The organism is Haloechinothrix salitolerans, from assembly GCF_042662605.1.
Lineage (GTDB): Bacteria > Actinomycetota > Actinomycetes > Mycobacteriales > Pseudonocardiaceae > Haloechinothrix_A > Haloechinothrix_A salitolerans.
The window spans coordinates 5,532,876-5,546,952 of sequence record NZ_JBHSXX010000001.1; the positions used below are offsets into that span (position 1 = coordinate 5,532,876).

The 14,077-nt window shown below is 68.2% G+C and carries 16 protein-coding genes and 1 pseudogene; 9 read left to right on the forward strand and 8 right to left on the reverse strand.

The window, feature by feature from the left end; all coding sequences use genetic code 11:
* Positions 1-12 precede the first annotated feature (12 nt).
* A complete protein-coding gene (gene katG, locus ACFQGD_RS26330) occupies positions 13-2,235 on the forward strand; it encodes a catalase/peroxidase HPI (RefSeq protein ID WP_345404951.1) in 2,223 nt (740 codons plus the stop codon).
* A 198-nt stretch (positions 2,236-2,433) separates the two neighbouring features.
* The gene (locus ACFQGD_RS26335) at positions 2,434-3,924 is read left to right on the forward strand and encodes a SulP family inorganic anion transporter (RefSeq protein ID WP_345404954.1); all 1,491 of its coding nucleotides are present in this window, start codon (positions 2,434-2,436) and stop codon (positions 3,922-3,924) included.
* 91 nt (positions 3,925-4,015) lie between these two features.
* Here ACFQGD_RS26335 and ACFQGD_RS26340 read toward each other — a convergent pair whose 3' ends face one another.
* Positions 4,016-5,002: an oxygenase MpaB family protein gene (locus ACFQGD_RS26340; RefSeq protein ID WP_345404957.1), complete on the reverse strand. Its 987-nt coding sequence runs from the start codon at positions 5,000-5,002 to the stop codon at positions 4,016-4,018.
* A gap of 14 nt (positions 5,003-5,016) precedes the next feature.
* Complete coding sequence (locus ACFQGD_RS26345) at positions 5,017-5,646, reverse strand: TetR/AcrR family transcriptional regulator (protein WP_345404960.1); 630 nt, start codon at positions 5,644-5,646, stop codon at positions 5,017-5,019.
* Positions 5,647-5,745: 99 nt separating this feature from the next.
* Between ACFQGD_RS26345 and ACFQGD_RS26350 the strand changes: the two genes are divergently transcribed.
* Positions 5,746-6,588, forward strand: a complete 843-nt coding sequence (locus ACFQGD_RS26350; protein WP_345404963.1) for an esterase/lipase family protein — start codon at positions 5,746-5,748, stop codon at positions 6,586-6,588.
* A gap of 102 nt (positions 6,589-6,690) precedes the next feature.
* On the opposite strand, the gene ACFQGD_RS26355 is transcribed toward ACFQGD_RS26350, so the two are convergent.
* From ACFQGD_RS26355 to ACFQGD_RS26365, 3 genes are read right to left on the reverse strand one after another with little or no spacing between them, the layout of a single operon-like run.
* Positions 6,691-7,497: a methyltransferase domain-containing protein gene (locus ACFQGD_RS26355; protein WP_345404966.1), complete on the reverse strand. Its 807-nt coding sequence runs from the start codon at positions 7,495-7,497 to the stop codon at positions 6,691-6,693.
* Entirely contained in the window at positions 7,494-7,724 is a 231-nt protein-coding gene (locus ACFQGD_RS26360) for an anti-sigma factor family protein (protein WP_345404969.1), read from the reverse strand. The genes ACFQGD_RS26355 and ACFQGD_RS26360 overlap by 4 nt, the downstream gene beginning before the upstream one ends.
* Positions 7,721-8,308, reverse strand: coding sequence for a sigma-70 family RNA polymerase sigma factor (locus ACFQGD_RS26365; protein WP_345404972.1), 588 nt, complete (start codon positions 8,306-8,308; stop codon positions 7,721-7,723). The genes ACFQGD_RS26360 and ACFQGD_RS26365 overlap by 4 nt, the downstream gene beginning before the upstream one ends.
* 168 nt (positions 8,309-8,476) lie before the next feature.
* On the opposite strand from ACFQGD_RS26365, the gene ACFQGD_RS26370 reads away from it, so the two are divergent.
* On the forward strand, positions 8,477-9,244 hold the full coding sequence (locus tag ACFQGD_RS26370) for a methyltransferase domain-containing protein (protein ID WP_345404975.1): 768 nt from the start codon (positions 8,477-8,479) through the stop codon (positions 9,242-9,244).
* A 21-nt stretch (positions 9,245-9,265) separates the two neighbouring features.
* On the forward strand, positions 9,266-9,826 hold the full coding sequence (locus ACFQGD_RS26375) for an OsmC family protein (RefSeq protein ID WP_345404978.1): 561 nt from the start codon (positions 9,266-9,268) through the stop codon (positions 9,824-9,826).
* A gap of 45 nt (positions 9,827-9,871) precedes the next feature.
* Here ACFQGD_RS26375 and ACFQGD_RS26380 read toward each other — a convergent pair whose 3' ends face one another.
* Complete coding sequence (locus tag ACFQGD_RS26380; protein WP_345404981.1) at positions 9,872-10,273, reverse strand: LapA family protein; 402 nt, start codon at positions 10,271-10,273, stop codon at positions 9,872-9,874.
* Positions 10,274-10,276: 3 nt separating this feature from the next.
* Between ACFQGD_RS26380 and ACFQGD_RS26385 the strand changes: the two genes are divergently transcribed.
* From ACFQGD_RS26385 to ACFQGD_RS26400, 4 genes and pseudogenes are all read left to right on the forward strand, one after another.
* Complete coding sequence (locus ACFQGD_RS26385; RefSeq protein ID WP_345404984.1) at positions 10,277-10,627, forward strand: hypothetical protein; 351 nt, start codon at positions 10,277-10,279, stop codon at positions 10,625-10,627.
* A gap of 63 nt (positions 10,628-10,690) precedes the next feature.
* Positions 10,691-10,819, forward strand: a pseudogene (locus ACFQGD_RS26390) (type II toxin-antitoxin system RelE/ParE family toxin); the annotation flags it as partial.
* Positions 10,820-10,832: 13 nt separating this feature from the next.
* Positions 10,833-11,135 carry a HigA family addiction module antitoxin gene (locus ACFQGD_RS26395; RefSeq protein WP_345404987.1) on the forward strand — a complete coding sequence of 101 codons (303 nt, stop codon included), beginning with the start codon at positions 10,833-10,835 and terminating at the stop codon, positions 11,133-11,135.
* Positions 11,136-11,137: 2 nt separating this feature from the next.
* Positions 11,138-12,031, forward strand: a complete 894-nt coding sequence (locus ACFQGD_RS26400) for an aldose 1-epimerase family protein (protein WP_345405239.1) — start codon at positions 11,138-11,140, stop codon at positions 12,029-12,031.
* 105 nt (positions 12,032-12,136) lie between these two features.
* On the opposite strand, the gene ptsP is transcribed toward ACFQGD_RS26400, so the two are convergent.
* Positions 12,137-13,789: a phosphoenolpyruvate--protein phosphotransferase gene (gene ptsP / locus ACFQGD_RS26405; RefSeq protein ID WP_345404990.1), complete on the reverse strand. Its 1,653-nt coding sequence runs from the start codon at positions 13,787-13,789 to the stop codon at positions 12,137-12,139.
* Positions 13,790-13,794: 5 nt separating this feature from the next.
* Positions 13,795-14,067, reverse strand: coding sequence for an HPr family phosphocarrier protein (locus tag ACFQGD_RS26410; RefSeq protein WP_345404993.1), 273 nt, complete (start codon positions 14,065-14,067; stop codon positions 13,795-13,797).
* Positions 14,068-14,077: the final 10 nt, after the last annotated feature.

The window sequence follows — 14,077 nt, forward strand, 5'->3', positions numbered from 1 at the left end:
GAAAGGATTCTGATGACCAACAGTCCCGATACCGCCACCGAAGCGACCGAGCAGGGCGGCTGCCCGGTCGTGCACGGGCGGGCTCCGCACCCAACGCAGGGCGGCGGGAACCGCCAATGGTGGCCAGAGAAGCTCAACCTCAAGATCCTCGCGAAGAACCCCGCCGTGGCCGACCCCATGGGCGAGGAGTTCAACTACGCCGAGGAGTTCAAGTCACTCGACCTCGCCGCCGTCAAGCGGGACATCGAGGAAGTCCTGACCACCTCGAAGGACTGGTGGCCCGCGGACTTCGGCCACTATGGCCCATTCATGATCCGCATGGCGTGGCACAGCGCGGGCACCTACCGCGTCAGCGACGGCCGTGGCGGCGCCGGCGCTGGTCAGCAGCGGTTCGCGCCGCTGAACAGCTGGCCGGACAACGGCAACCTCGACAAGGCCCGCAGGCTGCTGTGGCCGGTCAAGAAGAAGTACGGCCGCAAGATCTCGTGGGCCGACCTGATGATCCTCACCGGTAACGTCGCCCTTGAGTCGATGGGTTTCAAGACGTTCGGTTTCGCAGGCGGCAGGGAGGACGTCTGGGAGCCCGATGAGGACGTCTACTGGGGCCCGGAGACCGGCTGGCTAGACGACGAGCGCTACAGCGGCGACCGTGAGCTGGAGGAGCCGCTCGCCGCGGTCCAGATGGGCCTCATCTACGTCAACCCGGAGGGCCCGAACGGCAACCCGGACCCCATCGCCGCCGCACGGGACATCCGCGAGACGTTCGGCCGGATGGCGATGAACGACGAGGAGACCGTGGCGCTGATCGCCGGTGGGCACACCTTCGGCAAGACCCACGGCGCCGCACCCGACAGCAACCTCGGCCCGGAACCGGAGGCGGCTCCGATCGAGGCGCAGGGTCTCGGCTGGAAGAACAGCTACGGCACCGGCAAGGGCAGGGACGCCATCACCAGCGGCCTCGAGGTCACCTGGACGTCCACGCCGACGCGGTGGAGCAACCAGTACTTCGAGAACCTGTTCGGCTACGAGTGGGAGCTGACCCAGAGCCCTGGCGGTGCGCACCAGTGGCAGCCGAAGGACGGCGCGGGCGCCAACACCGTGCCGGACCCGGAGGACGGCTCGCTGACACGTCCGCCGACGATGCTGACGACCGACCTGTCGTTGCGGTACGACCCGATCTACGAGCCGATCGCCCGGCGGTTCAAGGACAACCCGGACGAGTTCGCTGACGCCTTCGCGCGCGCGTGGTACAAGCTGACCCACCGCGACATGGGCCCGATCCAGCGCTACCTCGGACCGGAGGTGCCCGACGAGGAACTGCTGTGGCAGGACCCGATCCCGACGCCGGACTACGAGATCATCGGTGACGCCGAGATCGCCGACCTCAAGGAGCGGATCCGCGAGTCCGGCCTGACCACGTCGCAGCTCGTCAAGACCGCGTGGGCGGCGGCGTCCTCGTTCCGGGCCAGCGACAAGCGCGGCGGCGCCAACGGTGGCCGCATCCGCCTCGAGCCGCAGAACACGTGGGAGGTCAATGAGCCGGACAAGCTTCCGACCGTGATCCGCACGCTCGAGGGCATCCAGGAGTCCTTCAACGCCGCGCAGACCGGCGGCAAGCAGGTCTCCTTCGCCGACCTGGTCGTCCTCGGCGGCTGTGTCGGTGTCGAGCAGGCCGCCAAGGCCGCTGGCCACGACATCGAGGTGCCCTTCACGCCTGGTCGCGGCGACGCCACCCAAGAGCAGACCGACGTCGAGTCGTTCTCCTACATGGAGCCGGTCGCGGATGGGTTCCGCAATTACCTCGGCAAGAACGGCAGGCTGCCCGCCGAGTACCTGCTCCTCGACAAGGCGAACCTGCTCGACCTGAGCGCGCCCGAGATGACGGTCCTCGTCGGTGGCCTGCGCGTCCTTGGCGCGAACTACCAGGACTCGGAGCTGGGTGTCTTCACCAAGAACCCGGGGACGCTGACGAACGACTTCTTCGTGAACCTGCTCGACCTGGGCCACACGTGGAAGCCGGTCGATGACACGTCTCAGACCTTCGAGTGCTACGACGACGCCACGGGTGAGCGCCTGTGGACCGGTAGTCGTGTCGACCTCGTGTTCGGTGCGAACTCCGAGCTGCGCGCGCTCGCTGAGGTCTACGGATGCGACGACGCGAAGGAGAAGTTCGTGCGGGACTTCGTCGCGGCGTGGCACAAGGTCATGGACGCGGACCGGTACGACCTGGTCTGAGTTCACGCCTGATCACGAAGTCCGGGCCGGCCGCTTTGCCGCGGCCGGCCCGGACTTTGTCGTCGTGTGGGTCACATCGGACCAATGTCACAACACGGCGCGCGAAACCTTCACGTCACGGTAGGGTTTGCGGTGTTCGCGAGAGCCCCAGTGGTGCGGCTCCGCCGCTTTTCCCTTTTCTCGACGTGAAAGAAGCTGATGTCGCTTCCTGCTGCGCTGCGCCCGAAATTCGCCCGTCCCACTTGGCTCTCGCCGCGTGTGTTCCGCACCGAGGTGCTGGCGGGGCTCGTTGTCGCGCTCGCGCTGATCCCGGAAGCGGTGTCGTTCTCGATCATCGCGGGGGTTGATCCGCGCGTCGGGCTGTTCGCCTCGTTCACGATGGCGGTCACCATCGCCGTCACTGGCGGCCGACCAGCGATGATCTCCGCCGCGACCGGCGCGATCGCCCTGGTGCTCGCGCCGCTGGTGCGCGAACATGGCGTGGAGTACCTGCTCGCGACCGTCGTGCTTGGCGGTGTGCTGCAGGTGATGCTCGCGGCTGGCGGCGTCGCGCGGCTGATGCGGTTCCTGCCGCGCAGCGTGATGGTCGGCTTCGTCAACGCGCTGGCGATCCTGATCTTCCTCGCGCAACTGCCGTACCTCATCGACGTGCCATGGCCGGTCTACGCGCTGCTCGCCGTCGGGCTGGTGATCATGGTCGCGCTGCCGAAGCTGACCACCGCGATCCCCGCGCCGCTGGTGGCGATCGTCGTGCTCACGACGTTCACCATCGCGGCGGGCGTCGCGGTGCCGACCGTCGGGGACGAGGGCGCACTGCCGGACAGCCTGCCGATCCTCGGCGTGCCCTCGGTGCCGTTCACGCTGGAGACGTTGACGATCATCGCGCCGTACGCGTTCGCGATGGCACTGGTCGGGCTGATGGAGTCGCTGATGACGGCGAAGCTCGTCGACGACATCACCGACACGCACTCCAACAAGACCCGCGAGTCCTGGGGCCAGGGCATCGCCAACATCGTCACCGGCTTCTTCGGTGGCATGGGCGGCTGCGCCATGATCGGCCAGACCATGATCAACGTGAAGTCCGGCGCTCGCACCCGGCTCTCGACGTTCCTGTCCGGCGTGTTCCTACTGGTACTGGTCGTGTCGCTGGGGCACGTCGTCGCGCTGATCCCGATGGCGGCGCTGGTCGGCGTCATGATCATGGTGGCGGTGGCGACTTTCGACTGGCACAGCATTCAGCCAGGGACACTGCGGCGGATGCCAAAGAGCGAGACCGTCGTGATGCTCTCCACCGTCGCCGTCACGGTCATCACCCACAACCTCGCCATCGGTGTCACCGTCGGCGTGCTCGTCGCGATGGTGCTGTTCGCGCGCCGTGTCGCGCATCTGGTCACTGTGGACGGTGTGCTCGACCCAGATGGCAGCACCAAGATCTACCGTGTCACCGGGCAGCTGTTCTTCGCATCCAGCAACGACCTGGTGTTCCAGTTCGACTACGCCAACGATCCCAGCAACGTCATCATCGACCTGTCCGACGCGACGATCTGGGACGCCTCGACCGTGGCGTCGCTCGACGCCATCACGCACAAGTACGAGGCGCGCGGCACGAGCGTGACGATTACGGGGATGGACCGCGTCAGCCGCGAGCGCCACGATGCCCTGGCAGGGACGTTGATCAGCAGCCATTGACGGTCCGTCTCTCCCACGGGTCGATGCGGGTTTCCACCCCCTCAGAGTGTGGATCTTGAGACGTTTCGGTTGCTATGACGACCGAAACGTCTCAAGATCCACTCTGCGCGGGGCTACCCCGCGCCGGGTTACGACTCGCCGCAGCACCGTAGCGCTGCCGTGCTTCGGCAGGTGTGACGATCTCGTCGCGCGACGGCGGTCGACCCCGCAGCGCGTTCTCCCACACCGGACGGATCGACGGCGCCACGATGTCGGCGAGCCGCAGCCGGATCGGCAGCGGCCCGGCAACCGCCATGGCCGCCCGCATGGCGGGCCCGATCGCCGCGTCGGTCATCCGGCTCTGGTCGAGACCGCTCAGGTGGCGCATCCAGCGCGGGAGCGTGGCGATGACCGCTGGCGTCAACCGGCGGGCGGTCCGTGCGACCAGCGGACTCGTGGTGTCCGACGGCGGGTACAGGATCTGGCGCGCGACCCGATCGGCGTTCTCCGACCAGCACAGCCGATGCCGCTGTTCGGCGAAGTACTGCCGGACGCCGTCCCTGCTGGTCGGCACCGTGGCGGGGTCACAGGTCTGCAGCTCGGCGGCGATCGCGCAGTCGGCCCAGTAACGGTCCTCGTCGGCAGGCCCGAGCGGCCCTGGTCCGTACTTCTCGTAGCACTTCAGGACGGAGTGCCACCCAGTCATGTGGATCCACAGCTGGCTGTCCGGATCGTTAGCGCTGTACCGCTTGCCGCTGATCGGTTCGATCCCGGTCGCACGGGCATGCACCTTCTGGAGCAGTTCGGACGACTCGATCGCGGCACGGCTATCACCGATAGCGACGATGGTGAAGTACGTCAGCGTGCTGTCCAGCCGACCCATCGGGTCGGTGTAGATGCCCTTGGTGTCGGTGACCGACGCCGTCAGGAACGGGTCGAACGCCTCGACGGCGATGGAGCGCTGAAACCCGAGCAGCGCCGTCGGACTGGTCCAGACCCGCCAGGTGGGTGAGCCGGGCCCGAAGAATCCGTGGTCCTCGCGCCTGCGGTCGCCGTCGAACGGCCACCCCCGGTTCGCGAGCATCCGTGGCTCCGCCATCTGTCGTCCTTTCTTCACGCCACGCTGAACGCGCGGCACATCACCCGGCCGTAGAGCTCGCCGAGCGTCTGGGTCGTCCACTCGTCCGGGTGATCCAGCAGGGACCGCGCCGCCGCCTCGCACGACGACATGAACAACTCGACCAATACCGGCAGCTTGCGCTCCAACTCAGCGACGTCCCACCACGCGGTGAGTGCGGGGCGCAACCATCGGGTGACGCTGTCGGCCATTTCCAGCCGCGCCCGCCGGAACTTGTCGGCCACAGCGGGGTCGGGGGCCGCGCTGAACAACAGTCGCCACGCGTTGGGGCAGTCGGCCACGACGTCGAGAAATGCCTGGTAACCCCGCACGAAAACGGCTTCAGGGTCGTCGCCACGGGCAGTGTGCAGCGCCGCCAGCGCGTTGGCGAGCAACCGCTCCCCTTCGCGTTCGACCAACGCCTCGATCAGCGCGACCCGGTCCCGGAAACACGAGTAGATGACCGGACGGGTGACACCGAGACGGTCAGCGACGGCGCCGATCGTCACCGCGCCCACTCCTGATTCGACGGCGATAACCAGCGCCACGTCGAGGACCTGGGGACGTCGACGCTCCGGCCCGAGATGCGCGGCGCGCTCCCGCCCCGAACGCACGGCATCAGTCATACCTTCAACTTTACTACACTGATGTAGGAATTTCCTGCGACTCTGTAGTAACATGCGTCTCACTTGACTCTCAGAACGCCGATGACCAGGGAGTTTTCGATGCGCCGCACCGCCCTCGCCATACTGACGCTCGCCTTACTCGGCGGCTTCGCCGTACCAGCGACCGCGGCGCCGTCCTCCGGCTACAACGACTGGTCCTGCCAGCCGTCGGCGGCACATCCGCGTCCGGTGGTGCTTATCCACGGTCTCGGCGGCAACGGCCCCGGCAACTGGGCCTTCCACGGCCCGAAGCTGGCCGACGCCGGGTACTGCGCGTTCTCGTTCACGTACGGCCAGCAGTTCCCGGGCGCACCGGGCGGCACGCGGCCGGTGAAGGAATCCGCGCAGGAAGTAGGCGCGTTCATCGACAAGGTGCGGGCCGCGACCGGCACCGCAGAGGTCGATCTCGTCGGGCACTCCGAGGGCGGTTTCCTGTCCCTGTATGTGCCGAAGGTCGCGGGCTACGCATCCGAGGTCGGCACCGTGGTAGCACTGGCGCCGCCGACTCACGGCACGACGGTCAGCGGGCTGGTCACCGTCGGCCAGTTGCTCGGCGGACAGGAGTTCATCGAACTGCTCACCGACGGCGTGATGTGCTACGCGTGCGGTGACCTCGTCGACGGCGGAGAGGCCGTCAACGAGCTCACCGACGGCCCGATCGCGCAGGACGACGTCGACTACACCGTCATCGCGACCCGCTACGACGTCGTCGTCACGCCGACATCGACGTCGTTCGTCGACGAACCAGGGGTGGACAACCAGTACGTGCAGGACACCTGCGCCGCCGACCCGGTGGGGCACGTCGGCATCGCCTTCGACTCCACCGTGACTCAGCTGATCACGAACGCGCTCGACCCGAACACCGCGGTCGACGTCGAATGCGGCTTCGGTCCGCCGGTGTAAGCCAGTTGATCTGAAGACGTTGCGGTCGTCATAGCGACCACAACGTCTTCAGATCAACTCAGGTGCAGCGCGGGATGGAGGTGGCGACAACTCCTGTGGCCGTCACGACCCCGCCGCCGCGAGCCACGCGCGGATCACCACCGCGGTCGCCACCGATCCGTGCTGCTCGGCGGGGATGAGCCTGCGCATCAGCGCGATCACCTCGTCGGAGAACAGCGGGTAAAGCGCGCAGTCGTCGATGCTCAGCGGCTGGTGGTCGAGGACGTCGATGTCGACGAAGCCGACCCTCGCGAGCTTGCGGACGAAGTCAATCTCGGCCAGCGCGCCCGCGACACAGCCGGCCCACGCGGCAGGCTGCGTCAGGATCTCCGGCGGTAACCCCTCCTGCTCCACCGTGAGATCGGAGACGCAGAGCTGCCCGCCGAGCCGCAGCACCCTGGCACACTCTGCCATCACTCGGGTCTTGCGCGGCGACAGGTTGACGACCCCGTTGGAGATGATCACGTCCACGCTGTCTTCGGGCAGCGGGATGGCCTCTAGCTCGCCTTCCAGCGGCTCGACGTTGGATAGCCCGGCCTCACGCGCCGCCGCCTCCGTGCGTTCCAGCATCTCCGGCAGGAAGTCGAGCGCGAGCACCCGCCCTGTCGGCCCTGCTCGCCGGGCGGCGAGGATGCTGTCGATGCCGCCGCCGCAGCCAAGGTCCAACACGACGTCGCCGGGCCGGATCTCGGCATGTCGCAGGTGGTTCGCGACGCCGAGCGCGCGCCGCATCGCTGACTCCGGCACCTGCGCGAGCTCGTCGTCGCTGTACAGCTTGCGTGCCACCGCCTCGGTCGTCGGCGGCACGTCGCGGTACGCCGCGCGCACCAGATCTTTCACCTCAGCCGTGTGCATCAGATCGCGGGTCATCGCTCCAACTCCTCCAACGTGTGCCGCAGCCGTCGCAGCACGTCGTCCGGGACGTCTTCGTCAGCGGCGTCGGTCAATGTGCGACGCAACTCCCGCGCGAACTCCAGCTCGCCACAGCACCGGCGGCACCGGGCGAGGTGGGTCTCGATCGCGGCCCGCTCCCCTACGTCGACGACGTCGTCGATGTATTCCCAGAGCTGGCGCACCGCCTCAGCACAACTGATCATCGAGCCCCCTCCCGCAGCAGGCCGTGTTCCGTGGCGTAGCGCCACATCTGCTGCTCAAACGCCTTCCTGCCCCGGTGCAGCCGCGCCAGCACAGTGCCGAGCGGCGTATCCAGCATTTCCGCGACCTCGCGCGCGAGAAATCCTTGCATGTACACCAGCACAACCGGGATGCGGTACAGCTCCGGCAGCCGCAGTAGCACCTGCCGGACGTCGTCGACGCTGAACTCAGCGAGGAAGTCCAGGTGCAGTGAGTCCGAGTACGGGAACGGGTCCTCGTACGCGATCGTACGGTACAGCGAGAAGTCCTCCATCGCGTCAAGGTCGACGTCTTCCTGGCTGCGCGCCCGGCCCCGTAGCCGGTCCCGACAGCAGTTGACGAGGATCCGCACCAGCCACGCGGACGCCGCTGACCGCTCGCGAAGTTGATCGACGTGCTGGTACGCCTTGAGCAAGCAGTCTTGCACCGCGTCCTCGGCCTCATCGCCCACGATGCGCCGCGCGATTCGGTAGAGCCGGGGCAGTTGCTGGCGCGCGACGTCCCGGAACAGCTCAATCCGAGCCGCACGGGGTTCCGCCGAGCACACCGGGTCCATATCCCTTCAGACGTCCGTGCACCCCCTCGTTAATGCACTGGTTCGCCATTTTTCCGCCGAGAGTTTCACTTCATACCCAAACAGCCCAACCGTGCAATAACCCGGCGAACCGGGGCCGTCTTCATCGCAGACAACCATTCACGCGACCAGGAGGCAGCCATGACCACCGCGATAGACACCCAACAACTCGAAGCCAAGGTGCGCAGGATGTACCGGGACGTCGCCGAGCACCCCGACGGCTCGTACCACTTCGAGACCGGACGCCCGCTCGCCGAACGACTCGGCTACGACCCCACGCTGCTTGACCAGATCCCGCAAGCCGCGCTCGACTCGTTCGCCGGGGTCGGGCACTTCTTCGACCTCGCCGAGCTGACCGAGGGCGAACGTGTCTTCGACCTTGGCAGCGGGTCCGGCACGGACTCGTTCCTCGCGGGCACGCTTGTCGGGCCGGACGGACTCGTCGTCGGCGTCGACTTCACCCCGGAACAGCTCAGCAAGGCTCGCCGGCTCGCCAGCGAGGCTGGCGTAGACGACCACGTGCAGTTCCGGCACGGCCGCGTCGACTCACTGCCCGCCCCGGATGGCGGCGCGGACTGCGTGATCTCCAACGGCGTCATCAACCTGATCCCAGATAAGGCGGCGGTGTTCCACGAGGTCGCCAGGGTGCTACGCCCCGGAGGCAGGCTGGCGATCGCCGACATCGTCACCGAGCGACAGCTCGCAGCGGCCATTGTGTGCGACGTCGACCTCTGGGCGTCGTGCATTGGTGGTGCCGCGCAAGAGTCCGCCTACCGCCAGGCGATCGAGAACGCCGGGCTGCGCATCCAGCGGGTGCACAGCAACCCGTATGAGTTCCTGTCCGACGGCGCCCGAGGCGCCACCACCACCTACGGCGTCAAGAGCATCTCCCTGCTCGCGACCAAGTAACGACCCCCAGAAGGAGTCACCATGTCCACCACTGAAGTACACCCCAACGGCGTCGACGTCACTCAGCTCGTACGGACCGTCGAGGCGATCAAGAACGACCCGTCGCTGGCGGCGTTTCGGTTCCGGGCCAGCAACACCTGGCTCGGCGGCGGACGCTCCCGCACCAGCATCGACGGCTTTTACGGCGCGGGCGACGAGGACTCGTCCCGCACGACGCCGTTCACGCTGGAGGGTGACGAACCACCTGTGCTTCTGGGTGAGAACACCGCGCCCAACGCCGTCGAGGCGATCTTGCACGCGCTGGCCTCCTGCCTCGCCGTGGGCGTCGCCTACAACGCCGCCGCACAAGGGATTGAACTGCGCGGTCTGGCGTTCGACCTCGAAGGCGAGCTGGACCTGCACGGGTTCCTCGGGCTGTCGGACGACGTCCGACCCGGCTACAGCGACATCCGGGTCACCTGCCGAGTTGACTCCGACGCGCCCGCCGAGAAGATCGACGAGCTGTGCGCCTACGCGCAGCGGACGTCGCCGGTGCTCGACATCCTGCGCAACCCGGTCAACGTCATCGTGACCAGGGCGTAGGGATCGCCACGTCGTGGTGGCCGCGCTCGTGGCCACCACGACGTCTCAGGCGGCGTGGTCGCCTCGGCCTGCCTTCCTCGCGAAGCGCCGCAGCTGGAAGACCCGGGCGACGCCGATCAGCGCGACCAGCAGCGCACCACCCACGGACGCGAACAGCAGCGCGACGCCGAGCGGCAGTGTGCCGGACGCGCCGAAGTAGTGCACCGTCACCGACGTCGAGTTCTGCAAGATGAAGATGAGCAGAAACACCAGCACGATGACGGCGACGATCACCGCGACCCAGGCGCCACTGATGCGGGTGGGCTTGAGCTTACTGCTGGTGTCCTTACCGGCGGACCGCTCGGTCTTCTGGGTCGGTGCCGTTGGCTCTGGCGTGTGCGGTTCGGTGCGCTTGTCCGCGCCCGCCTTGCCGGGCGCGTCGGCACGGGTGTCGTTGTCTTTGCTCACACCTTGATTGTCGCGCCATTGGGCGGTTTTCCGCAGGACGCGCCGTGGCACGCGCGCGGGTTCACCTCACTGGGGGTATGTCGGCCGGTGGTGAAGGCGTGCGGCGCTGTTGATCACGTCTACTCGCGGTGTTGTTCGCCAAACCGGACAGCGCGGACATACTCTCGCAACAACACGAGCAGGCGTGATCAACACCCTCGATCGCACCTGCCGAAGCACGTCGGCGTCAGCATCCGGCTCCTCGACCTCGTGCCCGCCCGCCTGCGCGGGTTCTTCCAACGACTGCTGGTGGTGGACCAGACGTCGTCCGACCCCGGCATCCGGGAGGACTACCAGCGCCGATCGCTGGGGTAAGGGAACATAACGCTTGCCATTATTAACGCGTGGGGTTATGCGTGAGGAGGTGTTCCGCCTGGAAACCGGCTCGAAAAGCTGCGCGGCAACCGCGCCGGACAGTACAGCGTGTGGGTGAACCAACGGTGGCGCATCTGCTTCCGATGGACGGCGGCGGGTCCCGAGGACGTGGAGATCGTTGACTATCACTGAAAAGAGGGAGCACATGCCGACACCCGAGATGGCACCAATACATCCCGGCGAGATCCTCGTCGAGGAGTTCCTCATCCCGTTGGACATCACCCAGCAGCGGTTGGCGGTCGAGATCGATGTGCCGCCCCGCCGGATCAACGAGATCGTGCACGGCAAGCGGCGCATCAGCGCCGACACCGCGCTCAGGCTCGCCCGCTACTTCGAAACATCGGAGCGGTTCTGGATCAACATCCAAAGCCGCTACGACATCGAGGTGGAGCGCGATCGGCTCGGACCGGCCCTGGACGCCATGCGCCCGCCGCGGAACGCCTCGTGACAATGCCGCCGAGCGCTGACGAACTGACCCTGCACCACGGCCGTTTGCACGCGACGATCGATCCCGTCGGCGCGGCGCTGTCCTCGTTTCGCGCCGACGACGTGCCGTTGGTCCGCGAGTTCCCCACGGAGACGCGACGCACCATGTACGGCGGCGCGGTCCTCGCGCCGTGGGTCGGACGCCTCGCGGGAGGCGCCTACACCTTCCAAGGGCGGACCCACCACGTCCCGGTCAACGAGCCCGAGCGCGGAACAGCACTGCACGGCCTGGTCGCTACGCGCGCATGGGACGTCGTCCAGCACGCCGACACCTCGCTGACCCTGCGCATCCGGCTGGTGCTGCCGGCGGGCTACCCGTTCGATCTCGACCTCACGACAACGTACCTGCTCGACGACACCGGCCTGCGCATCGAACTGGCGGCGTCGAACCTCGGCTCGGACCCCGCCCCGTACGGCTGCGCGATCCATCCCTACCTGACCGCGGGTTCTGGCGGCGTCGATGACTGGTCGCTCCAGCTCCCCGCCGACACCTACGTCGGTATGGACGCTGATCTGCTGGTGCCGAGGCACGAGGCCCCGACCAATGACACGCCGTTCGACTTCCGCCAGCCCAAGCCACTCGCCGGGCTGGAGATCGACAACACGTTCACCGGCCTCGACCGCACCACCGCGACCGTGCGCGACGTCGATGGCCACGGTGTCGCGCTGACCTGGGATCGCACGCTGCCGTGGGCGCAGGTCTACACGTGCGATCACCAGGACCCTGCCGTGCACCGCACCGGAATCGCGATCGAGCCCGCGACTTGTCCCCCGAATGCCTTCGTCACCGGCCGCGATCTGATCGTGCTCGACCCCGGCGAGCAGCACATCGCACGCTGGCAGCTGGCTCCCTGCTGAGCGCGGAAGCTGAAGACGTTGTGGTCGCTATGACAACCACAACGTCTTCAGCTGCTGGTAAGAGGCCGCCCGGACGGGGCGGGGAGACGTCCGGGCGGCCTCCGGTCACTCAGTCTTCGCCACCGCCGCCCGTGCCTCGGCGGCGTCGGCTGCCGCCAGGGCGATGTCCGCCAGGCGGGCACAGTCTGCGTCGGTGCGGGCGGCCAACCCCGCACGCACCTCCGGGAGCGCGGCAGGCGCCATGGACAAGCTCGTCACACCCAGCCCGACCAGCACCGGCGCCAGGAGCGGATCGCTCGCCGCCTCCCCACACACCCCGACCGGCTTGCCCAGCTCGCGCCCTGCCTGGGCCGTCGTCCTGACCAGCTCGAGCAGCGCGGGCTGCCATGGGTCGAGCAGGTCAGCCAACTCCCCCGCCATCCGGTCCGCCGCGAGGGTGTACTGGCCAAGGTCGTTCGTGCCGATGCTGGCGAAATCGCATCCGGCGAGCACCTGGCGCGCGCGGATGGCCACCGCCGGCACCTCCACCATCGTCCCCGCGACCGGCAGCCCGAGTGCGTGCGCCTGCTCGGCGAACGCCGCCGCCTCGGCCGGAGTGGAGATCATCGGGGCCATGACCCAGACGTCGGCGTCGTGGCGGTTACGTGCCTCGGCGATGGCCGCGAGCTGGTCGGCGAGCATGTCCGGGGCTCGGCGGGCGAGCCGCCAGCCTCGCACCCCCAGCGCGGGGTTGGGCTCCTCACCGTGGTCGACGAACGCCAGCGGCTTGTCCGCGCCCGCGTCCAGCGTCCGCACGACGACCTTGCGCCCGGCGAACGCGGCGAACACCGCGCCATAACTCTCGACCTGCTCCGTCACGCTCGGCGCCGTCGTCCGGCTGAGGTACAGGAACTCCGTGCGCAGCAACCCGACGCCCTCGCTGTCCACTTCGGACGCCGTCGCCAGCTCGGCGGACGAACCGAGATTGACCAGCAGCTTCACCGACGTCCCGTCCGCGGTGCGACCCGGCCCCGAGCTGGCGGCGACGGCCTGCGCCCGCTCCTTCTCGACCTGTACCGCCCGCTTTGCCTCGCCAGGGTCCGGCTCGACGTCGACGGTGCCCGCGCGGCCGTCGACCAGCACCTCAACGTCGTCGGCCAGCTCGCGTGACGCCGCACAGGCCACGATCGCGGGGATGCCAAGCGACTTCGCCAGGATCGCGGTGTGGCTGGTCGGCCCGCCCTGCTCGGTGACGATCGCCAGCACCTGCTTCGGGTCCAGCGTCGCGGTGTCGGCGGGCGCGAGGTCGGTCGCGAGCAGCACGTACGGGTGGCCGGGGTCGGGCAGCCCCGGCATCGGCAGGTCAAGCAGCTGCGCGACCGTGCGGTGGCACAGGTCATCTAGGTCTGCCGCACGTTCGGCGAGGTAGCCGCCGGCCGCCTCCAGCGCCGCGCGGAACACACCGAACGCCTCCGCGACCGCGTGTGGCAGCGACCGCCCGCTCGCGAGAGCCTTGCCGACCTGCTCCGCCAACGCCGGGTCGCGCGGCATCATCGACTGCGCGAGCAGGACGTCGGCGGCGGGCCCGCTCGCCTTCGCCGCCCTGGCGTCCAGGTCGGCCGCGACAGCGTCCAACGCTTCACGCGCCCGCGCCGTGGCTGCGTCCGGGTCCGGCTCAGCGCCCGTGTCCGGTGGCAGCTCGGGCGGGCTGGCGAGCCGGGCCACCGGTCCCGCCGCGACGCCCGCGCTCACTCCGATGCCGGTCAACCTGCTGCTCATCGGCTTCAGCCCTGCGCGTCGTGGTCCGTAGCGACCATGGTGGCCAACTCCTCCAGCGCGGCGTCGGCGTTCTCGCCGTCGGCGCGCAGGATGACCTCCTCACCACCTTTGGCGTCCAGGCCGATGACCGACAGGATGCTGCGGGCGTCGACGAACTCGCCGCCGTCCTTCCCGATCAGCACCTCGACCGACTGCCGGGCCGCTGCCTGCACGAACAGTGCCGCTGGCCTGGCGTGCAGGCCGACGGACGACCCCACGACGACTCGACGTTCTGGCATGGTTCTGCTC

Bases quoted from the DNA above. Each gene is read 5' to 3' on its own strand.
- ACFQGD_RS26375 (WP_345404978.1), top strand. From the start codon at position 9,266: ATGTCCACCACTGAAGTACACCCCAACGGCGTCGACGTCACTCAGCTC.
- ACFQGD_RS26350 (WP_345404963.1), top strand. From the start codon at position 5,746: ATGCGCCGCACCGCCCTCGCCATACTGACGCTCGCCTTACTCGGCGGC.
- ACFQGD_RS26400 (WP_345405239.1), top strand. From the start codon at position 11,138: ATGCCGCCGAGCGCTGACGAACTGACCCTGCACCACGGCCGTTTGCAC.
- ACFQGD_RS26335 (WP_345404954.1), top strand. From the start codon at position 2,434: ATGTCGCTTCCTGCTGCGCTGCGCCCGAAATTCGCCCGTCCCACTTGG.
- ACFQGD_RS26360 (WP_345404969.1), bottom strand. From the start codon at position 7,724: ATGATCAGTTGTGCTGAGGCGGTGCGCCAGCTCTGGGAATACATCGAC.
- ACFQGD_RS26355 (WP_345404966.1), bottom strand. From the start codon at position 7,497: ATGACCCGCGATCTGATGCACACGGCTGAGGTGAAAGATCTGGTGCGC.
- katG (WP_345404951.1), top strand. From the start codon at position 13: ATGACCAACAGTCCCGATACCGCCACCGAAGCGACCGAGCAGGGCGGC.
- ptsP (WP_345404990.1), bottom strand. From the start codon at position 13,789: ATGAGCAGCAGGTTGACCGGCATCGGAGTGAGCGCGGGCGTCGCGGCG.
- ACFQGD_RS26345 (WP_345404960.1), bottom strand. From the start codon at position 5,646: ATGACTGATGCCGTGCGTTCGGGGCGGGAGCGCGCCGCGCATCTCGGG.
- ACFQGD_RS26395 (WP_345404987.1), top strand. From the start codon at position 10,833: ATGCCGACACCCGAGATGGCACCAATACATCCCGGCGAGATCCTCGTC.
- ACFQGD_RS26370 (WP_345404975.1), top strand. From the start codon at position 8,477: ATGACCACCGCGATAGACACCCAACAACTCGAAGCCAAGGTGCGCAGG.
- ACFQGD_RS26340 (WP_345404957.1), bottom strand. From the start codon at position 5,002: ATGGCGGAGCCACGGATGCTCGCGAACCGGGGGTGGCCGTTCGACGGC.
- ACFQGD_RS26410 (WP_345404993.1), bottom strand. From the start codon at position 14,067: ATGCCAGAACGTCGAGTCGTCGTGGGGTCGTCCGTCGGCCTGCACGCC.